The 21,211-nt window shown below is 59.4% G+C and carries 22 protein-coding genes; 13 read left to right on the forward strand and 9 right to left on the reverse strand.

All coding sequences use genetic code 11. The annotated features are described in order from the left end of the window. Positions 1-276: 276 nt before the first annotated feature. Entirely contained in the window at positions 277-2,217 is a 1,941-nt protein-coding gene (locus RCAS_RS20320) for an alpha-amylase family glycosyl hydrolase (RefSeq protein WP_041331189.1), read from the forward strand. A 200-nt stretch (positions 2,218-2,417) separates the two neighbouring features. Beyond that, complete coding sequence (locus tag RCAS_RS20325; protein ID WP_012122374.1) at positions 2,418-2,804, forward strand: HEAT repeat domain-containing protein; 387 nt, start codon at positions 2,418-2,420, stop codon at positions 2,802-2,804. A 151-nt stretch (positions 2,805-2,955) separates the two neighbouring features. Here RCAS_RS20325 and RCAS_RS23500 read toward each other — a convergent pair whose 3' ends face one another. The 8 genes from RCAS_RS23500 to RCAS_RS23505 form a co-directional block, all read right to left on the reverse strand. Continuing rightward, the gene (locus RCAS_RS23500) at positions 2,956-3,648 is read right to left on the reverse strand and encodes a nucleotidyltransferase domain-containing protein (RefSeq protein ID WP_012122375.1); all 693 of its coding nucleotides are present in this window, start codon (positions 3,646-3,648) and stop codon (positions 2,956-2,958) included. Next, positions 3,561-3,926, reverse strand: a complete 366-nt coding sequence (locus RCAS_RS25735; protein ID WP_041331191.1) for a hypothetical protein — start codon at positions 3,924-3,926, stop codon at positions 3,561-3,563. Before RCAS_RS25735 ends, RCAS_RS23500 begins: the two co-directional genes overlap by 88 nt. A gap of 100 nt (positions 3,927-4,026) precedes the next feature. Then, positions 4,027-4,425, reverse strand: coding sequence for a hypothetical protein (locus RCAS_RS20340; RefSeq protein ID WP_012122376.1), 399 nt, complete (start codon positions 4,423-4,425; stop codon positions 4,027-4,029). Between the two features lie 29 nt (positions 4,426-4,454). After that, entirely contained in the window at positions 4,455-4,727 is a 273-nt protein-coding gene (locus tag RCAS_RS20345) for a hypothetical protein (RefSeq protein ID WP_041331194.1), read from the reverse strand. A gap of 8 nt (positions 4,728-4,735) precedes the next feature. Continuing rightward, on the reverse strand, positions 4,736-5,119 hold the full coding sequence (locus RCAS_RS20350) for a HEPN domain-containing protein (RefSeq protein WP_012122378.1): 384 nt from the start codon (positions 5,117-5,119) through the stop codon (positions 4,736-4,738). Beyond that, positions 5,106-5,459 carry a nucleotidyltransferase domain-containing protein gene (locus tag RCAS_RS20355; protein WP_012122379.1) on the reverse strand — a complete coding sequence of 118 codons (354 nt, stop codon included), beginning with the start codon at positions 5,457-5,459 and terminating at the stop codon, positions 5,106-5,108. Before RCAS_RS20355 ends, RCAS_RS20350 begins: the two co-directional genes overlap by 14 nt. Positions 5,460-5,595: 136 nt before the next feature. Further along, entirely contained in the window at positions 5,596-6,096 is a 501-nt protein-coding gene (locus RCAS_RS20360; protein ID WP_049768860.1) for a hypothetical protein, read from the reverse strand. A gap of 222 nt (positions 6,097-6,318) precedes the next feature. Continuing rightward, positions 6,319-6,981 carry an RAMP superfamily CRISPR-associated protein gene (locus RCAS_RS23505; protein ID WP_332249658.1) on the reverse strand — a complete coding sequence of 221 codons (663 nt, stop codon included), beginning with the start codon at positions 6,979-6,981 and terminating at the stop codon, positions 6,319-6,321. A gap of 384 nt (positions 6,982-7,365) precedes the next feature. Between RCAS_RS23505 and rpsB the strand changes: the two genes are divergently transcribed. The 11 genes from rpsB to acs (RCAS_RS20420) all read left to right on the forward strand — a co-directional run bounded on the left by rpsB (position 7,366) and on the right by acs (RCAS_RS20420) (position 20,558). Beyond that, positions 7,366-8,157 (forward strand): 30S ribosomal protein S2, encoded by a 792-nt coding sequence (rpsB, locus tag RCAS_RS20370; protein ID WP_012122381.1) that lies wholly within the window; start codon positions 7,366-7,368, stop codon positions 8,155-8,157. A gap of 89 nt (positions 8,158-8,246) precedes the next feature. Then, entirely contained in the window at positions 8,247-8,777 is a 531-nt protein-coding gene (gene tsf, locus RCAS_RS20375; protein ID WP_012122382.1) for a translation elongation factor Ts, read from the forward strand. 238 nt (positions 8,778-9,015) lie between these two features. Next, positions 9,016-9,747 (forward strand): UMP kinase, encoded by a 732-nt coding sequence (pyrH, locus tag RCAS_RS20380; RefSeq protein WP_012122383.1) that lies wholly within the window; start codon positions 9,016-9,018, stop codon positions 9,745-9,747. Between the two features lie 20 nt (positions 9,748-9,767). Continuing rightward, complete coding sequence (frr, locus tag RCAS_RS20385; RefSeq protein ID WP_012122384.1) at positions 9,768-10,325, forward strand: ribosome recycling factor; 558 nt, start codon at positions 9,768-9,770, stop codon at positions 10,323-10,325. Positions 10,326-10,447: 122 nt separating this feature from the next. After that, positions 10,448-11,158, forward strand: coding sequence for an isoprenyl transferase (locus RCAS_RS20390; protein WP_012122385.1), 711 nt, complete (start codon positions 10,448-10,450; stop codon positions 11,156-11,158). 4 nt (positions 11,159-11,162) lie between these two features. Further along, the gene (locus RCAS_RS20395; RefSeq protein WP_012122386.1) at positions 11,163-12,011 is read left to right on the forward strand and encodes a phosphatidate cytidylyltransferase; all 849 of its coding nucleotides are present in this window, start codon (positions 11,163-11,165) and stop codon (positions 12,009-12,011) included. Between the two features lie 100 nt (positions 12,012-12,111). Then, positions 12,112-13,830 carry a single-stranded-DNA-specific exonuclease RecJ gene (gene recJ / locus RCAS_RS20400; protein WP_012122387.1) on the forward strand — a complete coding sequence of 573 codons (1,719 nt, stop codon included), beginning with the start codon at positions 12,112-12,114 and terminating at the stop codon, positions 13,828-13,830. 12 nt (positions 13,831-13,842) lie between these two features. Continuing rightward, on the forward strand, positions 13,843-15,714 hold the full coding sequence (locus RCAS_RS20405; RefSeq protein ID WP_012122388.1) for a DUF294 nucleotidyltransferase-like domain-containing protein: 1,872 nt from the start codon (positions 13,843-13,845) through the stop codon (positions 15,712-15,714). A 9-nt stretch (positions 15,715-15,723) separates the two neighbouring features. Beyond that, positions 15,724-16,422, forward strand: a complete 699-nt coding sequence (locus RCAS_RS20410; RefSeq protein ID WP_012122389.1) for a 3'-5' exonuclease — start codon at positions 15,724-15,726, stop codon at positions 16,420-16,422. Positions 16,423-16,638: 216 nt separating this feature from the next. Then, the gene (gene acs / locus RCAS_RS20415) at positions 16,639-18,558 is read left to right on the forward strand and encodes an acetate--CoA ligase (RefSeq protein ID WP_012122390.1); all 1,920 of its coding nucleotides are present in this window, start codon (positions 16,639-16,641) and stop codon (positions 18,556-18,558) included. 47 nt (positions 18,559-18,605) lie between these two features. Further along, on the forward strand, positions 18,606-20,558 hold the full coding sequence (gene acs, locus RCAS_RS20420) for an acetate--CoA ligase (RefSeq protein WP_012122391.1): 1,953 nt from the start codon (positions 18,606-18,608) through the stop codon (positions 20,556-20,558). A 44-nt stretch (positions 20,559-20,602) separates the two neighbouring features. On the opposite strand, the gene RCAS_RS20425 is transcribed toward acs (RCAS_RS20420), so the two are convergent. Beyond that, a complete protein-coding gene (locus tag RCAS_RS20425; protein WP_012122392.1) occupies positions 20,603-21,151 on the reverse strand; it encodes a GNAT family N-acetyltransferase in 549 nt (182 codons plus the stop codon). Between the last annotated feature and the right edge of the window lie 60 nt (positions 21,152-21,211).

The following is a 21,211-nucleotide window of genomic DNA, read 5'->3' on the forward strand; positions in this document are numbered from 1 at the left end:
AGGTTGAAGGTGGGGTGGAGGAAGTTAAGGTCGCAAGTAGTGGCGCGAAGGAGCGTTGCATTGCCACGTTCCTGGACGCATTGAACAGAGGGCGCGGGAGGGTTGCAGATGCGAAGGCGAGAAGTTGAGGGTAAAGACATACCCGACCCTTGATGTCTTTGCCGTCGACCGCGCGTTGCGATGGACTATCGCAAGCGGAACATATCCTGCCCGTGGCAGGTGCGTCGCATGATCTCAAGGGTCCTGGCGGTGATTTTAATAATGAAGGACATGCCCATGAACTTCATCCGTGACACCCTGAGTCGGCCACGCCCGCCAAGTGTCAGGCGCTCGGTGCAACTGCCGCGTCGCGTGACGTACTACCCCTCTCCGGTCGACTGGCGCGATGAGGTGATCTATTTTCTCCTCGTTGATCGATTCAGCGATGGTCAGGAAGAGACCCGCCCGTTGCTCGACCGGCGCTATCTGGCGGCAGCGCGCCCGACACTGCCCAATGGTGAGCCGTGGCGCTGGGACCGCTGGGCAGTGTCGGGCGGTGAACGGTTTCAAGGCGGAACGCTGCGCGGCGTGGTCTCAAAACTCGGCTACCTGCACCGGCTCGGCGTCACCACTCTGTGGCTCAGCCCGGTCTGCAAGCAACGCGGTCACCTGAACACCTACCACGGCTACGCAATCCAGGATTTTCTCGATGTTGATCCGCGGTTTGGCACGCGCCAGGACCTCGTCGATCTCGTCAGCGCCGCGCATGAACAGGGAATGCGCGTGCTACTCGACATTGTGTTCCAGCACTCCGGTCCCAACTGGCGCTACCCGCCGGATGTTCCTGGCGGCGCGGAGATGCCGCGCTACACGACTGGACGTTATCCGTTCGGCAGTTGGTTGGACGCGACCGGCGCGCCGCTCCTGGGCGTTCCCGATGTCGATGATGCTGCCTGGCCCGATGAGATGCGCAATGTCGGGTACTACACGCGGGCTGGCGCCGGAGATTTGGGCGCTGGCGATCTCAATGATCCGGCGGCAGAGCACAAGCGCTCCGATTTCTTTACGCTGCGCGACATCGATCTCGACGCGCCCGGCGCGCTGACAGACATGGCGCTCTGCTACAAATACTGGATTGCGCTCACCGACTGTGATGGGTTTCGCCTCGACACGCTCAAACACGTCTCGTTCGAGCAGGCGCGCAACTTCTGTGGCACAATCAAAGAGTTTGCCGCCAACCTGGGCAAGACCAACTTCTTCCTGGTTGGCGAGGTGGCGGGCGGCGATTTTGCTGCGACGCGCTACCTCGATGCGCTGGAACGCAACTTGAACGCGGCACTCGACATTGGCGAAATGCGGTTGGCGCTGAGCGACGTGGCGAAAGGTCTGGCGCCAGCACGCGCCTATTTCGACGGATTTGTTCCCGGGCTTGCCATTATGGGGTCACACCGCAACCTCGGCAGTCGGCACATCTCGATCCTCGACGATCACGATCACGTTTTTGGTGCGAAACTGCGCTTTTCGACCGATGTTATGGCGCAGCATCAGGCTGCGGTTGCGGCGGCGTTGCAATTGTTCACGCTCGGCATTCCGTGCATCTACTACGGCACAGAACAGGCGCTCGGTGGTCCAGAGCTGTCGGAGCGCCGCTGGCTGCCGGAGTGGGGGCGTGCCGATCGTTACCTGCGTGAGGCGATGTTTGGTCCGCTGCATCCGCGTGCATCGGAACGCGCTGGACTCGATCCACAGGCGCGTGATGGGTCGTTGCCGGGGTTTGGTCCGTTCGGCACTGCCGGGAGTCACTGCTTCGATGAGCGGTTCCCGGTCTATGTGCGGATTGCAGCGCTGAGTGCGTTGCGTGCCGCCTATCCGGTATTGCGCCATGGGCGCCAGTACCTGCGCCCGATCTCGAATTTCAACCAGCCATTCGCTTTTCCGCCAGCCGGAGAAATCATCGCCTGGTCGCGCATTCTCGACGACGAAGAAGCGCTGTGCGTCATCAACCCACACGGCGTTGCCGCGCGCGGCGGTGATGTCGTGGTCGACGCGGCGCTGAACCGTCCTGGCGATATGCTGACCATCATCTTAAACACAGCGCAATCTGCTGATCCGCTGGGGTACGTCGGACCACACCCGGTCGGTCAGCGTCTGCCGGTTCGAGAGCGCAACGGCGCGTCGTATGTTGAGATTCGCAACTTGCCGCCAGCCGAAACGCTGGTGTTGACCAATCGACCATAACCATCTGAACGCATGTTGGTTCGGTGTCATTGCGAGCGCAGCGAAGCAATCTCCTCATCTGAGATACTCTGCCTGGCAGAGGGTCTCAGCGGGGTGTCATTGCAAGCGCAGCGAAGCAATCTCCTCATCCCACCGATCTTGCCCTGGTGTTGATGCGCCTGGCAATGACAGCGAGGGTTCTGAGCAAGAGAGGCGCGAACGTGCACTTATACTGCCCGCTCTGTTTTGCCGAGATCGGTGAGGATCAGCAGGATGCCCCGTGTCCCGTGTGTGGTGCAACGCCTGATGCATGGCGGCGACGCGACTACACCGACCGCCTTATCTATGCGCTGCGGCATCCGAACCCCGAAGTGCGCATGGGTGCTATCATCTCGCTGGGCAACCGCCGTGAGCCGCGAGCGGCAGTTCCGCTTGCTGAATGCGCACTGGCGCACCCGGTTGATGTGGTTCAGGCTCTCGCCATTGTAGAGGCGATCCGTAACCTTCAGGCATCACCGGAGCGCGATGAGGCGCTGAACCTGCTCGCCAGCCACCCGGCGCGCGTCGTGCGTCGGGCAGTGGCGGGGAAAGGCGAGAGGCAAGGGTAAGGCACCCACCGGGCACATCGATAGGGATTGCGCGCGATGGTTGCCGGACTTGCTCGATACCAGATTCATATCGATGCACTTCTGCCGGTTATGCACCCAACCCGCCAATTCCGCCAACAGCGCATTGCAGTGTCGCACAAGGCGATTGCGTTCATTCGCAGCCCTCCGTAGTTAATCGCTGTACCAGACGCTGTGCAATCGCCAGGGCCTCCTCCGCCAGCGTCAGCGCCTCGCGCTCCTGAGCCTCATCGAACAAATCCCAGGGGGTAAGGTTCTGTTCTTCGGCGCCGTCATCGGTCTTTATGTGTACCTCCATTCCCAGGATATCGGCAATCGTCGCCAGGCGCTCGATATCCTGACGCGCTTCCGCGATGAAGCCGCCGGCCAGTTTGAGACGATACACTGCGCTCTGATTCATTCGCTCGCTTTCCTCTCGAGCCTGTTGCCAGCCGAGGCGCCATCCGTAACCCGGAAATGTACGCCATTCCCAGACGAGATCACGGTCCCGCCGGATACGATAGAGACCCAGCCTGTCGAGCATACTGCGCAGGGCGGCAAGGCATCGCGTGACCGCCCCATCACGATCGTAGAGCATGACGCCATCGATGGCGATGTCCAGATAGAGCGACGCCAGATGCGCAGTGAATTCGGATGGCGTTCTGGCTATGATCGCTGCCCGACCACGCCATTCCGCCGGCAAACAGGCAGTCAGGCATTCATGGCGCGCAAGCGGCGATGCCGGCAGATGCTCCGCAATCAGCAGTAGATCCCAATCGCTGTCGGGAAAGGCGTCGCCGCGGGCGCGCGAGCCAAACAGCGCCAGCGCGACCAGGCTATCGCCCAACGCCTGAGCAATGCATCAACAACAGGTTGGATTTCGCTGATGGTTGCGTCCGCTGCTGATAAGCCGGTCACGACATTCCCCCTGACAACCGATAACGCCGCCGGCAGTTTGAAGGCGTGGCGCGCACCGTCGCCAAAATGGTCAATGGCGAGCAGCGCGCCCCAGACATTGCGCCCGGTGAGGTAGTGTCGCGTCATTTGCAGGTTGCTCACCCTGCGCCAGCCGACATGGAGCGGCGCGCGAAGGCGGAAGATAACCTCGTATGCCTGCCAACTCATTGCCGTATTTCCCGGAGTTTTTGACGCAAAAGCGCAAAGAATCGCAATTAATCTATCGCTGCTGCTTATTGTCTTCGCGTCTGCTTTTTTGTGAAAACCTTCAAGACTCGCTCGCATCGCGCGCCTTCGCGCCGTAACGGGCGTAGATCAGCGTCTGCTCCAGCACTTCTTTCGCCAGCAACAGGCGCTCAAGATCGTGAGTGACGTTCTCACTTATGTGTCTTAATACAACATCTGGTGTCAGGCTTGACGGCTTGTTCCTTCTCGGGTTTTGTAACACGTTCAGCATCTCTTCAACCACGATCTTGCCGATGTCTTTTTCTTTCGCCAGGAGGTAGAGAAAACAGGCGTACACGCCATTCTCTTGCAACACGCCGAGCGCTTTGGTAACGGCGGTATCAACATCTCTGGCGCTGGCTTTTGCTGAGGCGCGCTTGATGATCTCCTGAGCGCGATTTGCCGCCAGATAGTCCAGATTAGTCGCCCCTTGACTCGCCATTTTCACCTCACCGGGCAACTAAAGCGTTCTCAACTGATCCGTGAGAATCCATCCCGATCCGTCTCCATGCTCGCACAAAGATTGAACATCAGATTTTGGAGACAGAAAGCGAAATCTCCTGGCTTTAGGCTACTATCCTTTTGTCGCCATTGTTGTATCTTCTTTTGATCTGCCTTCGAACCTTTCCCCCAATCCGACGCTGGCTTCATATCGATACACTTCTGCCAGTCATGCACCCAACATGCGACTTCCACCAGCAGCAGTTCATTGCAGTGTTGCGCGAGAATATCGAGTTGGTACATGATTGCCCTCAAGATGTCACGATATTCGTCACAATGTCCAGAACCTTACGTGCGATATCGAGCGCTTCCTCTGCATCATGCTGATCTGGCAGCGTCTGCGACGTGAGCGGAGAAAATCCCGGGTAACGAGTGACGGTGTAGAAGCGATCCAGCAGGTATATCTCGCTTGCCATTGCTGACAATGGCACGGCGCTGACTAGAGCGAGGAGATCGGTCAATTTATGAATGCGCGGCGGAGTTTGTCCTTGATGAACAATCAGCGCCTTGAGCGACTTTTCGACACACTGTTGAGAATGGAAGCACACCTGGTTGAATATGCCCTCTCGCATCGCAAGATCGGCTATCTGCGCGTCTTGTCGTGCAAAAGCGAGCCACTGCTCAGGATCGCTCATAGATCACTCTCCCTTTGGAGGCAATTTCTTCACGAACCATCATGTTTGTTTGTCTCAGCGTCGCAAACTCGTCGGGTGTATACACGATGACATCAATCCCGACTCTGGGTTGTAATAACAAAAGCACCTCACGGATACGGTCCAGGTATCGTTTATCTGTCTGTTTGATGATCACAAGATCAATATCCGACCACTCGTGCGTTTCGCCCTCCGCCAGCGAGCCAAACAGAATAATCCGCTCAGGCTGATACTGTTCGCGCAGAATCTGCACGAATCGCGCCAGTTCCGCTTCCAGCAGGGCGCGACGGTCGAGCGACGGGGTAACAGCAGTTGTGCTCATTCACGGCTCTCCGTAGTTAATCGCTGCACAAAGCGCTGTGCAATCCTCAGAGCCTCTTTCGCCAGCGTCAGCGCCTCGCGCGCCTGAGCCTCGTCGAACAAATCCCAGGGTTTTCCACATTGTAACTCATCGCGCGTTAGCGCGCATCCTGTGCTGCTGCCTGCTCCACCAGTTTAGTCAGGGAGCGGAACGTTTTCTGCTGGGGTGATTGCAGCGGGTCAGCCGCGATAGCCAGTTGACCCGCATCCGGCAATGTCTCCTCCGCTGTGCCAAACCCGCTGCTGGTCTTCGCACCGAAGCCGTCCTCAACAAGCATTCGGTGGATGCCACTGGCGACGGCTGCAAGGTCTTCGGCAATCTCCACACCGTCCACCTGGACGCCGAGGGGAACGTCCAGAAGCGTGAAGGTCCCCTGCGCTCTCGTTGGTGCGCACTCGAACAGGATCGGTCCCCGCTCACCGACGCCCTTCACGCGGTCGTGGGGATTGATCACCTCTAGACCGAGCCGGTCGAAGAAGGTGGGAAAGAAATACAGGCGTCCAGCAGCAAAGGTGGCTTCCTCTCCCCTCACGTTGCCGAACAGACGCACCATCTGCCGGTCTTGCGTTTCCTGGTCAGGCGCGTCGTAGCCTCGCATCCGGCGCATTGTTGCGCGCAGCGCGCCCTTCCAGCCTGGCGCGGCGACATATGTTCATTGCCCTCGCTACGGTTGAGAACTTTCTCAGCAAACACCGGCGGCGATGTATGCGCCTTAACAATTGCGACATACAGGCGCACGTAGTCCTTGGCTTTAGTGAGAGAAATGCCATTTCTTTGCAAGAGTGCCGGAAGTTCTTCAGTGACTTTCTTGATCAATGCTTCACCGTTGACACTCAGGTTCTGGCTCTGAGCAATACTGTGTGGCAAACGAGCGCACTTGTGTCACCACTCGCTCGAGACCGTCGATCTGGCTCCACCATGCCGCGCTGTCTGGACGAAACCGGTAGCGGAAAAAGCCAGAGTTGCACAGGTTGGGCAGGTTGCGATCACGCCCATGCCCGTTACGCGCCAACCGTTGCGCTTCCTCACGCCATAGTTCTTTTGGAGGCATCTCGATCTCATTCCAATTTTGAATTTCCACCGCCCCATACCCCAGTTGCGGCTTTGCGCCCAGGCTGCCCGAGCGCTCGACGAAGCGCAGCAACGCGAGCATACGCGCGATGCTCTCCCCGTCGCCATCGAGCCGCAGAGTGAACTCGCCCATTCGTCCTGGCGGCAGAAACCAGCCGCGATTGCGCCCCGGCGGACAGATGTTCAAGGGTTGATCACCTTGCCAGAGCGGAACGGTCTGATCCTTGGCGACAGCGATCCGAAACCGACGTCGCCAGCCGGTGGCGCCGAAGAGCTGGCAGACGTCGCACAACCCGGCGTCACGCAGTCGCTGATGATCGTCAGTTGCCGTGGATGTGCCGAACTTTTCTCTCTCGAATCGGCATTCGCCTTTGCTCGGATCGCACGCCGTCCCGCCCAGCCCGCGCACGATGGCCGCGTACCACTAGCGCAGACTGCCGAGCAGACCGGTTTTGTGGATGCGGTCCGCTTTGCCGTCCACGCCGCCGGTCCAAAGAGGGGTCAGGGTTTTGATGCGGATGTCTGCCATTGCGAGTCTCAGAGCAATAAGCGCAGAGCGAGATTGCTGGGATTATACGCTATCCTCGCGTTCTGCGCACCCCCGCCAATTTGCCCACCCCCTGCTTGTATGCTATACTACCAGACGGCGCGCTGCGGCGCGCTTCATTACACACATCACGCTATCGCCGCCTCTCCTGCTGGCGCGTGCCGGTTGTGCGGCGTATTCTGGAGTGATGGAGGTATTCGTCGGGCAGGCGAGCGCCTGCCAGTCTGAAGGGTAAGGAGGAACCCAGGCATGACCCAGGGAGCGCAGCGGCTCGTTTCGATGCGCGCATTGCTCGAATCAGGAGCGCATTTCGGGCATCAGACCAAGCGATGGAACCCAAAGATGCGGCCGTACATCTTTACGGCGCGCAACGGCATTCACATCATCGATCTGCAAAAGACGATTACGGGCCTGACGGAAGCGTATCAGTTCATCGTCGAGACGGTCGCCGCAGGCAACAAGGTGCTATTCGTCGGCACCAAGAAACAGGCGCAGGAAACAATCGCCGAAGAAGCAACGCGCGCCGATCAATTGTATGTGATCCAGCGGTGGCTGGGAGGGACGTTGACCAATTTCGTGACGATTCGCAAGCGGTTGCGCTACCTGATCAATCTGGAAGAACAACGCGCTCGTGGTGAGTTCAACAAGTTGACGAAAGCCGAAGCGCTCAAGCGCGACGCGGAGATCGAGAAACTGAATAAAATCTTCGGTGGCATCAAAACGATGGATCGCCTGCCGGGTGCATTGTTTATCGTCGATCCGCACAAAGAAGACCTGGCAGTCAAAGAAGCCAACAAGGTCGGCATCCCCATCGTAGCGATGGTCGATACCAATTGCGATCCCGATCTGATCGACTATGTCATACCGTGTAATGATGATGCTATTCGCAGTATTCGCCTGATTGCTGCGAAGATTGCCGATGCCGCCATCGAGGGGCGGAATCGGCGTGAATCGCTCCAGGCGGACGTGGCATATAGCCAATCGCATGATCACGCAATGGCAGAACGCATGATCGCCGAGGAAGCCGAGGCGGTCGAGTAACGCGGCGGTGAAAGAGACGCAAGGAAGACTGAAGGCAGCAACGCCGCCTTCGATCTTCCCTGTTTTTATGTCAGAGAGAAGGAGTCATCGTGGCTGAAATTACTGCTCAAATGGTGAAGGAACTGCGCGAACGCACCGGTGCAGGCGTCAAGGAGTGCAAAGATATTCTCGAGCAAACCAACGGCGACTTCGAGAAGGCCATCGAGGAGTTGCGCAAACGTGGTTTGCGTGTGAGTGACAAGGTTGCCGGGCGTGAGGCGAAGGAAGGGCGCATCGAGGTTTATATCCACCACGGTGCGCGGGTTGCTGCAATGGTCGAGCTGAACTGCGAAACCGATTTCGTGGCGCGCACCGATGATTTCATTCAACTGGCGCGCGATATTGCGATGCAGGTTGCCGCCATGAACCCGCGCTACGTCCGCGTCGAAGACGTGCCGGAGAGCGAGATCGTCGCCAGCGGGATGTCGCCAGAACAGTTCTACCGTGAGCACGTGCTGCTGAAACAGGTGTTCATCAAGGACTCGTCGCAGACGATTGAGGAAAAGGTTCAGGCTGCGATTGCAAAGATCCGCGAGAACATCGTTGTGCGACGCTTCGTTCGCTACGAAATTGGCGGCTAGCGACCTGTCCGAAGGTCAGAGGTCAGGGGTGATGGCGATCTGCCGCGCTTCCTCCATGCTTCGTTTGCGGTAGGCTCTGCGAAGCAATCACTCTTCCCGACCGAAGATGCGTCGTCGCGCGCGTTTCTCGCCAGAACGGGGAAGCGATTCTGGGAAGAGTCTGCCGGGTAACGGGCGGGGATACGCTATGACCGGCGTGTCGTTGGAGTGACCATCGCGCCTGATATGTGGAGGCATCATGGCCGAACCTCGATATCGCCGCATTCTGCTCAAACTCAGCGGCGAGGCGCTTGCGGGCGGTGGCGCGCATTCAATCGATCCGCAGATGCTCGAGTATTATGCGCAGGAGATCGAGCGCGTGCTGCGGCTTGGCGTACAGGTTGCGGTGGTGTTGGGCGGGGGGAATATCTGGCGCGGCAATCAGGCGATTGCGCGTGGTATGGACGCAGCGCAGTCGCACTATATGGGAATGCTGGCGACGATCATTAATGCACTGGCGCTCCAGGATGCGCTGGAGCGCCGTGGCGTCTTTACACGGGCAATGACTGCGATTAAAATGGATGAAGTCGCCGAGCCGTACATCCGCCGCCGCGCGACGCGCCACCTCGAAAAGGGGCGCGTCATTATCCTCGCTGCCGGCACCGGCAACCCGTATTTCACGACCGATAGCGCAGCGGCGCTGCGCGCGGCGGAGATTCATGCCGAGATCATTTTGATGGCAAAGAATGGCGTCGATGGCGTCTACAGCGCTGATCCGCGTCGTTACCCGGATGCGAAACGCTTCGAGTACATCAGTTATATGGAGGCGTTGAGCCGCGGGTTGACGGTGATGGATAGCACCGCGCTGACGTTCTGCATGGATAATAATATCCCCATCATTGTGTTCGATCCGTTGACGCCGGGAAATATCGAGCGGATCGTCCTGGGGGAGCACGTCGGCACGCTGGTCAGCAGCCATCCGTCACAGTAGCGAAGGAAACGAGGAAACGTATGGTCAACGACGTCCTGCGTGAGGCTGAAAGCCGCATGAAGAAAGCAACTGAGGCGCTGCGCAACCATCTGGCGACGATTCGCACGGGGCGGGCGTCGCCGGCGCTGGTCGAGCATCTGCACGTCGAAGCATATGGCGCGACGCTGCCGCTCAATCAGCTGGCCACCATCACCGTGCCTGAGCCGCGCATGTTGGTGATCCAGCCGTTCGATGCCAATACGGTCAAGGCGATTTCCAAAGCGATTATGAACTCTGAACTCGGGATTACACCGACGGACGATGGCCGCCTGATCCGTCTGGCGATCCCGCAGTTGACGGAAGCGCGGCGCAAGGAGTTGACGAAACTGGTGCGCGCGCGCGTTGAAGAGTCGAAGGTGGCGCTGCGCAACATTCGTCGTGAGGCGCTCGAAGATTTGCGCGACCTGGAGCACGAGAAGATGATCTCGGAGGACGAGCATCGCCGTGCTCAGGAGAAGCTGCAAGAATTGACCGATCGCTATGTGCGAGAACTCGATCACATTGGCGCCACCAAAGAAGCCGAAGTGATGGAAATCTGATCGGTGCGCTATCGACGGCGCACGCTATCGAACATCCGTAACCCCTTGTGCGCCGCCTGTGTGGTTTCTTCGGCGCCGATGCCCGGCTCAATAGTTCGATTTCGTGATAGGATACTGCTGACATGTCGCAGCGCGCACGCATTCCCCGGCATATTGCTATCATCATGGATGGGAATGGGCGCTGGGCGCGCCAGCGCCATTTGCCGCGTCTCGCCGGTCATCGCGCCGGTACGGAAAATATCCGCCGGATTGTGACCGAGTGTGCAGAGCAGGGGGTGCAGTACCTGACGCTCTATGCGTTTTCGACCGAAAACTGGTCGCGACCGTCGGCTGAAGTCGATGGCTTGATGCGCATTTTGAGCGACTTTATTGACCGCGAGACGATCAATTTGCATCGTGAGGGTGCGCGCCTGCGCCACCTCGGGCGCCTCGATAATATTTCTGCCGAGTTGCGGCAGAAGATTCTTGATGCGATTGAACTGACGCGCCATAATACCCGGATTACGCTGGCAGTCGCGTTCAATTACGGCGGACGCGCCGATATTGTCGATGCAGTGCGCGAGTTGATTGCGCTTGGCGTCAACGCTGATGACGTGACGGAAAAGATGATCAGTGATCACCTCTCGACCCGTGGTATGCCCGATCCCGATCTGATTATTCGCACTAGTGGCGAATGGCGCCTCTCCAATTTTCTGATCTGGCAGGCGGCGTATAGCGAATACTGGACCACGTCGGTATACTGGCCCGATTTCAGTCCTGAACATCTGCGTCAGGCTATTCACGACTATGGACAACGCCAACGCCGCTTCGGCGGACTCTCAGAGGAATCCTAGCGCGTTGGTCCAACGGGTGCTGAGCGCGGTCGTGCTGCTGCCGCTCGTGGTGGTTTGCGTGTGGTGGGGTTTCTGGCCCTTTACGGCGCTGGTCGTCGCCGCTGCTGTCGTCGGATTGAGTGAATTATATGCGGCATTCCACCACGGCGGGTACCAAGCGAACCAGGCGCTTGGCATTGTTCTTATGGCGCTGGTGCTTGGTGCGATGATTGTTCGGGCGACGACCGGCGTCGATCTGCTGGCGCCGGCGCTGGCGCTGATGGTGATGATCAGTCTGGCGGCGTGCGCTTCCCGTCACACCCTGCATGGCGCGGTGGCGGAATGGGCGCTCACTCTTGGCGGCGCGCTCTACATGGGGAGTCTCATGGGGTTTCTCATCCTGCTCCGCGCCCTGGAAACACCTCCGCTGTCCGGCGGATTGCTCGCTCCACTCCAACCGCAACCCGGCGCTGCCTGGATGACGCTGGCGTTGATGGCAACCTGGGGGCAGGACGTCTTCGCCTATTTCGTCGGCAAACGCTGGGGCCGCCGCAAAATGGCGCCGTCGCTCAGTCCGCGCAAGACGTGGGAGGGCGCTGCCGGGGGCATGCTTGGCGCTCTCGCGGGCGCCTTTCTGTCCTGGGTATTGTTTGGTCTGCCGCTCTCGCTCTGGGCGACGGCGCTGGTCGGCATCATCGCCGGCGTCGCCGGACCGATCGGCGACCTGTCCGAATCGTTCATCAAGCGTCAGGCCGGGCTGAAAGATGCAGGCAGTCTCATCCCTGGTCACGGCGGTATCCTGGATCGGATCGATAGCGTGTTGTTCAGTGCGCCGGCGATCTACATCGTTCTCTTGATTCTGGTCCAGGGGTGAGCAGAGCGACAAGAGCACGGTGGAAAGGTTGAAAATGGGAAGGTTGCCGGTTGAACGTTCAACATCGAACGTTCAACGTTGAATACTCAGGAATCTCGATATGTCCACTCCCCGGTTATCCGCGCGAAACAAACGCTGGCTCATCCACGAAACGCCACGCGAGTTTATTGCTGCCTGGCGCCAGTTTCCGCCGCTGATCGCTGCGGTGCTCTATCAGCGTGGGCTGCGGGATGAGAGCGCCATCGGGGAGTTCTTCGCTTCTGATTATCGGCTGCACGATCCTTTCAGCCTGCGCGGTATGGAAGCAGCAGTGCAACGGATCGTCGCGGCTATCCAGAACCATGAACCGATGGCGGTCTATGGCGATTATGATACCGATGGCGTAACGGCTGTGACGCTGCTGGTGCAGGTCATCCGCGCTATGGGCGGAATGATCCAGCCCTATGTGCCGCACCGTATTCGTGAAGGGTATGGTTTGAACATCGCGGCAATCGATGCGCTGGTGCGTGAAGGGGTTCGCCTGCTGATCACGGTCGATTGTGGCATCAGCAATCTGCGTGAAGCGGAGCACGCGCGCGCTGCCGGGCTTGATCTGATCATCACCGATCACCATGCCCCACCGGCGCGCCTCCCATATGCCCTGGCAATCGTTAATCCCAAACAACCGGGGTGCCCGTATCCATTCAAACATCTGGTCGGCGTGGGGATCGCCTACCAACTGGCGCGCGCGTTGGTGCGCCGCGGCTTGCGCTCGACGCTCCAGAAAGATGATCTGCTCGATGTCGTCGCCATTGGTACTGTGACCGATATGGGACCGCTGATCGGCGAGAATCGCGTGCTGGTGACGCATGGCTTGAAGGCGATCAATGCCGCGCAACGTCCCGGAGTGCGCGCGCTGATCGAAGCCGCCGGTTTGACGCCGGGGAAAGTGACATCGACCGACATCAGTTTTGGGCTTGGACCGCGCCTGAATGCGTCGGGACGGATCGATAACGCGCGATTGAGCTACGAACTGTTGCTTGCCGAAGAACTCGCAATGGCGCAACGCCTGGCGCGCGAATTGAATGCGCAGAATCGTCAACGCCAGGAGTTGTCGAAGAGTGTCCAGGAGCAGGCAAGTGCGCAAATCAGGGCGTTGGGCAAGCATCAGCAGCGGATTATCGTGCTCGACGACGCCGGGTATCCGTCCGGTGTGGTGGGGTTGGTTGCTGCCCATCTGGTCGAGGAGTATGGGCGTCCGACCGTTCTGATCGAACGCGGTGAGATGTGGTCGCGCGGCTCAGCGCGTTCAGTTCCCGGTTTCAGCATCATCGAAGCGCTGACCGCCTGCGCCGATCTGTTTGAACGCTTTGGCGGGCATGCTGAGGCTGCCGGATTCACCATCGCCACCGACCGCCTGCCGGAGCTTGAAGATCGTCTGGTGCGGTATGCCGATCAGCGCCTGCCTGACGATCTGCTGATCCCCAGCCTTCGGATCGATGCCGGGGTTCCGCTTGGCGAGTTGTCATACGATCTGCTGAATGAACTGAAGAAGTTGGAACCGTTCGGTCAGGGTAATCCACAACCCGTGCTGATGAGCAGCCGGGTGCAGGTGATCGGCGCGTGGACGCGCGGGAGTGAGGGGCAGCACCTGAAATTGCGCCTGACCGACGCTGGCGGCAGGGGTCCTTTCAACGCCATTGCGTTTCGCTTGGGCCACCTGGCGCGCTATTTCGAGCAACCACGCTGGATCGATGTGGTATACACTCTCGAAGTCGATGAGTGGAATGGCAGCGATGCGTTGCAGTTGAATGTCAAGGATTTCCGCAGCGCACGATGAGGTGACGAGGCGATGGAAGAGATTGTTCGCTTTCTGCTCGAACACCCGCCCTTCAGTCAGTTGCCGCTGCTCCAGATTCAACGGATTGCGAGCGCTGTGCAGATCGAGTATTTTGGGCAGGGGGTTCAGATTCTCACGCAGGGAGGAAAGCCGTCCTCATTCCTCTATGTCATCCGGCGTGGCAGCGTCGATCTCCTGCGAGAGCGCAATGGTGTGGTGGAATTGACCGATACCCTGAGCGAAGGCGAATGTTTTGGCTACGTGTCGCTCATTCAGGGCAAACCACCGATCAGCACGGTGCGCGCTCACGAAGCGACCCTCTGCTATCTCATTCCGGCAGCGTTGTTTCATCAGTTACGACGGGATTATCCTCCATTTGCGCAGTTCTTTGCGCGCTCGATCACCGACCGACTCGAACAGGCGTTGCAACAGCGCCACGCAACCGCCGCTCCCGAATTGTTTCAGACCCGCCTGCGCGATCTGATCACCGAACCGCTGGTGACGGTTGCTCCCGACACCACGGTGCGCGAGGCGGCGCGCCGGATGCGCGAGGCGCAGGCATCGGCGCTGATCGTCGATCTGCCGCCATATGGCATGCTCGACGCAGGGAGCGGCATTGTCACCGACCGCGACTTGCGCAATCGGGTCGTTGCCGAAGGGCTTGACCACCAGACGCCGATTGCGCAGGTGATGACGGCGCCGGCCATCACGGTGCCCGCCGACAGCCTGGTGTTCGAGGGGTTGCTGAAAATGATCGAACACGGGGTGCACCACCTGCCGTTGAGTGATGGCGGACAGATCATCGGCGTAGTCAGTTATCGCGATTTTCTGCGCCTGCAAAGCCATAACCCGCTCCTTATGCCACAGCGTCTGGCGCGCGCGCAGAGCGATGCCGACCTGCGCGCCTACACCGAACAGGTGACTGCTACGGTTGGCGGGTTGCTCGACGCCGGCGCCAGAGTGAGCGACATTGGGCGCGCCGTGGCGGCAGCGCATGATGCTTTGCTGGTCCACATCATTCGGGATGCTGAAGCAGCGCTGGGACCGCCGCCATGTCCGTATGCCTGGCTGGTGTTAGGCAGCGAAGGACGCTATGAGCAAACGCTGCGTACCGACCAGGATAATGCGTTGATCTATGCCGACAACGCGCCTGAGGATGCTGAACCCTACTTTGCGGCGCTGGCGGAACGAGTGGTTGAGCAACTGGTGCGCTGCGGATTTCCGCGCTGCCCGGGCAATGTGATGGCGACCAACCCGCAGTGGCGCCAGCCGCGATCCGTCTGGCAGAACTATTTTCGCCAGTGGATCAGCGTGCCCAACGAAGAAGCATTGCTCCAGACCGCCATCTTTTTCGACCATCGCTCCGTCTATGGCTCGCTGGACACAGAGGCCTCCCTGCGCCCGATCATTCTCCGCGCCCGCGATAATCGCATCTTTCTTGGACGGTTGGCGCGTGCGGCGTTGCGTCAGACGGCGCCGATCAATTTCTTCCGCCAGTTGGTGCTGGAGCGTCGCGGCGACCAGCGCGGTCTGATCGATCTGAAATATCGCGGTACGGCGATGATCGTCGATCTGGCGCGCCTCTTTGCGCTGGAAGCTGGCGTGCCCGATACCAATACCATCGCCCGCCTGCGCAAATCGGCGAATCACAGCAGCCTGAGCGAAACCAGCGCCGAGGAATTGATTGCAGCGTTTGAATTGATCGGACTGCTGCGCCTGCGCTGGCAGTATCAGCAACTGTGCCAGGGTCTCGAACCGAGCAATCAGGTCGAAGTGGACAAACTCACTCCGCTCGAACGGCGTGAACTGAAAGAGGCGTTGCGCGCCGTCGCTGTGGCGCAGCGGGCAGTGGCAGTCACCTTTCAGACCAGCCTGATTGCGTGAGGTGCTGCCATGTTTTTGTTTCGCCGCCGACCGGCTCATCTCCCTGAGTCGGTCGTTGCCTATCTCGAGGCGCAGCGTCCCGATCCGGCGCTGCCCTGGCGCGCTGCGCCCTACAGCGTCATGGATGTCGAGACCACCGGACTGAACCCGCGCCGCGATGCGCTGCTGGCAATCGGGTTGGTGGAGATTGACGAAGGGCGCATTCGTATGGATCGGCGCTGGTACACCCTCGTTCATCCGCCGGATGATGCTCCGATCAACCCGGAATCTATTCGTATCCATGGTCTGCTGCCGCAGGACGTGGAGCATGCGCCGCCGCTCGATGCGGTCGTCCCCGACGTGTTACGGCGATTGACCGGACGGGTGCTGGTGGTGCATGTGGCCGATGTGGACATCGGCTTTCTGCGTCAGGCAATGCGGCGGTTGTACGGCGTTGATCCGCGCGGTCCTGCCATCGATACGGCGCGCCTGGCGTGGCATTTTCAGCGCCATCAGCGCCTGATCGAAGGATTGGGATCAGAGCAGGAACCGGCATTGCAACTGCGCGCACTGGCGGAAAGTCTCGGATTGCCCGTTTACCCCGAACACAACGCCTTCAACGATGCTCTGACGACGGCGCAACTCTTCCTGGCTCAGGTGAGCATGTTCGAGGCGCAGAGCACGCCGCGTCTGCGCGATCTCCTGCGTGCCGGCGGATGTTTGCGGTGAGCGGAAGCAGGCGCATAGCGCCTTATTTTTACACAATCTTTATATCAGCCTTAAGATGACTTGACATCATCCGCATACAATGTTTACAATCAGGATACACATCCCCGCATCTGCCAAAAGTATGGTGTAAGCCCTGTACAGCACAATGTCGTGCGGCAAAGGGCGCTCTCCGCGAGTCGCTCTGTTCGCACAGCACTGATGCCAGGAGGTGAACGGATGACACTCACCTACGCGATTGGTTCGACCAACAACGTCGAAGCCACCGACGTTGTTGTGGGTCCACTGGAGGATGCTGCGCGCAATGCGAACCTGACCGATTACGAGTCGGTCTATCGTCGGTCGATTGAGGATCCGCAGGGGTTTTGGGCAGAGGCGGCACAGGCGCTGCACTGGTTCGAGCCGTTCCACACCGTGCTCGATGAAAGCAATGCGCCCTTCTACAAATGGTTCGTCGGCGGCAAGACGAATATGGCGTACAACGCTCTTGATCGCCACGTGCAGACCTGGCGCAAAAACAAGGTGGCGCTGATCTGGGAGAGTGAAGACGGCATTGTTCGCACCTACACCTACTGGCAATTGTACCGCGACGTCAATAAGTTTGCCAATGTGCTCAAATCGCTTGGCGTGCGCAAAGGCGACCGGGTGGCGATCTACACGGGACGCTGTCCGGAGCAGGCAATTGCAATGCTGGCATGCGCCCGCATTGGCGCCGTGCATACGGTCGTCTACGGCGGTCTTTCGACCGAGGCGCTGCGCAGTCGCATCGAAGATGCGCATGCCAAAGTGCTGGTGGTGGCGGATGGCAGTCTGCTGAACGGCAAGATCGTCAAACTGAAGGAAATCGCGGATCAGGCGGTCGATCATGCGCCGTCGATTGAAACGTGTGTGGTCATCAAACGCACCGGGCACGACGTTGATATTCGGAATGGGCGCGACTACTGGTGGCACGAGTTGATGAGCCTGCCTATCGCCTCGGCGCGTTGCGAGAGTGAGCCGCTCGACGCAGAAGACCCCTTCTTCATCATCTATACGTCAGGCTCCACCGGCAAACCCAAGGGTGTGGTGCATACGCTCGGCGGGTATATGGTGGATGTGTATACAACGCTGAAGTACGTGCTCGATTTCAAGGAAGAAGATACGCTCTTCTGCACCTCCGACGCAGGATGGATCGTCGGGCACTCGATTGTGCTGTATGGTCCGTTGATGCACGGCATTACCACGCTGATGTACGAAGGCGCGCCCGCCTACCCCTACCCGGATCGCTGGTGGCACCTGATCGAGCGGCATGGCGTGACGCTGATGTTCACGGCGCCAACCGGTGTGCGTGGGTTGATGCGGTATGGCGACGCCTGGCCCAAACGACGCGATCTGAGCACCCTGCGTCTGCTGGCGTGCGCGGGTGAGCCGCTGAACCCTGAAGCCTGGCGCTGGTTCTACGAGGTGATCGGGCAGCGCCGCTGTCCGGTGATCGATAACTGGTGGCAGACCGAAACCTCGCGCCCGATGATTTCGAACTTTGCTTCGCTGCCGATGAAACCCGGTTCCTGCGCATTCCCGGTTCCGGGAGTCGCACTCGACATTGTTGATGAGCAGGGGCAGAGCGTGCCGCCCGGCGTCGAAGGCGCACTGGTCATCACTCGCCCATGGCCCTCGATGTTGCGCACCATCTATGGCGACGATCAGCGCTACATCGATCAGTACTGGAGCCGCTATCCGGGGAAGTACCTCACCGGCGACGCCGCCAAGCGCGATGCTGATGGGTATATGTGGATCATTGGTCGCACCGACGATGTCATCAAAGTCTCCGGCTATCGCCTGGGCACTGCGGAGGTCGAAAGCGCCCTCGTGTCGCATCCGGCAGTGGCGGAAGCCGCAGTCATCGGTTTGCCGCATCCGGTGCGCGGGAATGCGATTCATGCCTTCGTTCTGCTCCGCGCCGGATATTCGCCCTCGGAAGAACTGGCGAATGAATTGAAAGCGCACGTCGGCAAGGTGATGGGACCTATCGCCAAGCCGGAGACGATTTCGTTCCCGCCGACTCTACCGAAGACCCGTTCGGGCAAGATTATGCGCCGTGTGCTGCGCGCTCAGGCGCTCGGCGAGCCGCTCGGCGACCTCAGTACGATGGAGGGGTGACCGGATCGATTTCCTGATAGTGTCAGTATGCGTAGGGAGGAACCTGCATGTCGATCGATGTAGTCGAACCAAAAACGATCAGTCAGTTCGAGGACGAACAGGGCATCTATCAGCCCGCGCCGCACATTGTTGAGCAAGCCAATATCACGGCGTACATGCGCTCGAAAGGCTTCTCAACTTGGGAAGAATTGTACCAGTGGTCGATTGAACATCCGCACCTCTTCTGGGCGGACATGGCGAACCGCCTGGAGTGGTATGAACCGTGGGAAAAAGTGCTCGACGACTCGAATAAGCCCTTCTACAAATGGTTCGTCGGCGGTAAGTTTAACATCGTCCACAATGCTATCGACCGCCATCTGAAAACTGCCCGTCGCAACAAACAGGCGCTCATCTGGGAAGGCGAGGATGGCAGTTATCGCGCCTTCTCCTATTTTGGCATCAACCGCGAAGTGTCGAAGTTTGCCAATGTCCTCAAGAGCATGGGCGTTCAGCCGGGTGACATCGTCTCGATCTACATGCCACGCATCCCCGAACTGGTTTTTGCGATGCTGGCATGTGCCAAGATCGGCGCGGCACACTCGGTGATCTACGGCGGCTTCTCGGTGGAGGCGTTGCGCGAGCGGATCGCGGATGCGCAGTCGAAAGTGCTGATTACCGCCGATGGCGGCTACATGCGCGGGAAGATTGTCGAGCTGAAGAAAATCGCCGATGAAGCGATGGGGCATAGCCCCTCGATCCAGACCTGCATTGTCGTGCGGCGCACCGGGCATAATGTTGAGATGCAGGCGGGCCGCGACTATTGGTGGCACGATCTGATGAGCCTGCCGATTGCGACCGCGCGCTGTGAGACCGTCCCGGTCGATGCTGAGCATCCGCTCTATATTCTGTACACCTCCGGCAGCACCGGCAAGCCCAAGGGGGTGGTGCATGTCCACGGCGGCTATGCTGTCTATATTGCATCGACCCTGTACTTTACCTTCGACATCAAAGAGGAGGATCGCTATTGGTGCGCTGCCGACCCCGGCTGGGTCACCGGGCATTCGTACATTGTGTATGGTCCGTTGATCGAGGGCGCCACATCGTTCATGTACGAAGGCGCACCCAATTATCCCTACCCGAATCGCTGGTGGAGCCTGGTGGAGAAGTACGGCATCAACATTCTCTATACCGCTCCCACGGCCATTCGCGGCCTCATGCGCTTTGGCGATGCCTGGCCCAACCGCCACGATCTGTCGAGTCTGCGCCTCCTCGGATCGGTCGGTGAACCGATCAACCCCGAAGCCTGGCGCTGGTTCTACAATGTCATTGGCAAGGGGCGCTGCCCGATTATGGATACCTGGTGGCAAACCGAAACCGGCGGTTTCATGATTACGCCCAACCCTACGACGCCGCTCAAGCCCGGCTCTGCCACCCGTCCGTTTCTCGGTATCCAGGCGGATGTGGTCGATGAACAAGGGCACAGCAAGGGCGCCAATGAGGACGGTTTGTTGGTGATCAAGTCGCCGTGGCCCGGCATGATGCGCACCATTCTGCGCGACCCGGATCGGTATGTCAATCAGTACTGGAACAGCGACCCGCGTGGCATGTACACGGCGGGCGACTCGGCGCGCAAGGACGAGGACGGGTATTTCTGGATCATCGGGCGCATCGACGATGTGATTAAGGTGTCGGGGTATCGCCTGGGCACGGCAGAGATCGAGAGCGCACTGGTGTCGCACCCGGCGGTTTCGGAAGCAGCCGCCATCGGTCTACCGCACGAGGTGAAAGGGACGGCGATCCACTGCTTCGTCATTCTGCGGGCTGGCATCGAGGAGACGCCGGCGCTGGAAGACGAACTCAAGGCGCACGTCGCCCGCGAGATGGGACCGATTGCGCGCCCGGAGAGCATCAAGTTCGTCTCGATGCTCCCCAAGACGCGCTCAGGCAAGATCATGCGGCGGGTGCTCAAGGCGCAGGCATTGGGTCAGGATCCCGGCGATCTTTCGACGCTGGAGGGGTAAACGCAGCGTTGAACGTTCAGCGTTGAATGTTCAACGCTGAACGTTCATTCAACATGATGGGCCAGTACGACTAGATTGTGCGGTTTCCCCTGGCGGTCCCGGATGTGATTGATGAGACGCCCTTCGAGTTTGAAACCCAGGCGTGTAAAAATGGCCTGGCCGGCTGTTTGTTCCTCGACCATATCGACGAACACTTTGTCTACCCCCAGTTTGCGCGCATGGGCGACGATTTCACCTGCCATGACGGAGCCAAGCCCGCAGCGTCGCCAGGCTTTGTCCACAATCAATTGAATGTCGGCCACGTGGCTCGAACGACCTGGCAACTGGCGCGCCGATGCATAGGCTACAATGGCGCCATCGGGTGCGACGGCGACGATCTGTCGCCAGTGCTCGGCATCGCGCGCATTGACCAGGCGCGCCACCACTTCCGGGCTGCGCAGGTCGTTCTCGGCGTGCAGCCAGTCGTTTTCGGGCAGTGCAGCGCCAAAGGCAATCAGCCGCTCGTTGTCTCCTGCTTCGATCATGCGGATGTGTACCGCTCGTCCGTCGCGCAGCGTGGCGTTAAAAGGAACCTGGGGAGGGGCAGTCGTCATTGGCAGCTCCTGTCATGGTGACCAAACCGTGAAATCTTGCACAACACCGATTATACCATT

Origin of the sequence: Roseiflexus castenholzii DSM 13941, assembly GCF_000017805.1 — a bacterium.
Classification (GTDB): Bacteria; Chloroflexota; Chloroflexia; order Chloroflexales; family Roseiflexaceae; genus Roseiflexus; species Roseiflexus castenholzii.

Coding starts and splice junctions, on each gene's coding strand:
- RCAS_RS20320 (WP_041331189.1), top strand. CDS start 277: ATGAACTTCATCCGTGACACCCTGAGTCGGCCACGCCCGCCAAGTGTC.
- RCAS_RS25735 (WP_041331191.1), bottom strand. CDS start 3,926: ATGAGTTGGCAGGCATACGAGGTTATCTTCCGCCTTCGCGCGCCGCTC.
- RCAS_RS20340 (WP_012122376.1), bottom strand. CDS start 4,425: ATGGCGAGTCAAGGGGCGACTAATCTGGACTATCTGGCGGCAAATCGC.
- RCAS_RS20345 (WP_041331194.1), bottom strand. CDS start 4,727: ATGTACCAACTCGATATTCTCGCGCAACACTGCAATGAACTGCTGCTG.
- RCAS_RS20350 (WP_012122378.1), bottom strand. CDS start 5,119: ATGAGCGATCCTGAGCAGTGGCTCGCTTTTGCACGACAAGACGCGCAG.
- RCAS_RS20355 (WP_012122379.1), bottom strand. CDS start 5,459: ATGAGCACAACTGCTGTTACCCCGTCGCTCGACCGTCGCGCCCTGCTG.
- RCAS_RS20360 (WP_049768860.1), bottom strand. CDS start 6,096: ATGCGAGGCTACGACGCGCCTGACCAGGAAACGCAAGACCGGCAGATG.
- rpsB (WP_012122381.1), top strand. CDS start 7,366: ATGACCCAGGGAGCGCAGCGGCTCGTTTCGATGCGCGCATTGCTCGAA.
- pyrH (WP_012122383.1), top strand. CDS start 9,016: ATGGCCGAACCTCGATATCGCCGCATTCTGCTCAAACTCAGCGGCGAG.
- frr (WP_012122384.1), top strand. CDS start 9,768: ATGGTCAACGACGTCCTGCGTGAGGCTGAAAGCCGCATGAAGAAAGCA.
- RCAS_RS20390 (WP_012122385.1), top strand. CDS start 10,448: ATGTCGCAGCGCGCACGCATTCCCCGGCATATTGCTATCATCATGGAT.
- recJ (WP_012122387.1), top strand. CDS start 12,112: ATGTCCACTCCCCGGTTATCCGCGCGAAACAAACGCTGGCTCATCCAC.
- RCAS_RS20405 (WP_012122388.1), top strand. CDS start 13,843: ATGGAAGAGATTGTTCGCTTTCTGCTCGAACACCCGCCCTTCAGTCAG.
- RCAS_RS20410 (WP_012122389.1), top strand. CDS start 15,724: ATGTTTTTGTTTCGCCGCCGACCGGCTCATCTCCCTGAGTCGGTCGTT.
- acs (WP_012122390.1), top strand. CDS start 16,639: ATGACACTCACCTACGCGATTGGTTCGACCAACAACGTCGAAGCCACC.
- acs (WP_012122391.1), top strand. CDS start 18,606: ATGTCGATCGATGTAGTCGAACCAAAAACGATCAGTCAGTTCGAGGAC.
- RCAS_RS20425 (WP_012122392.1), bottom strand. CDS start 21,151: ATGACGACTGCCCCTCCCCAGGTTCCTTTTAACGCCACGCTGCGCGAC.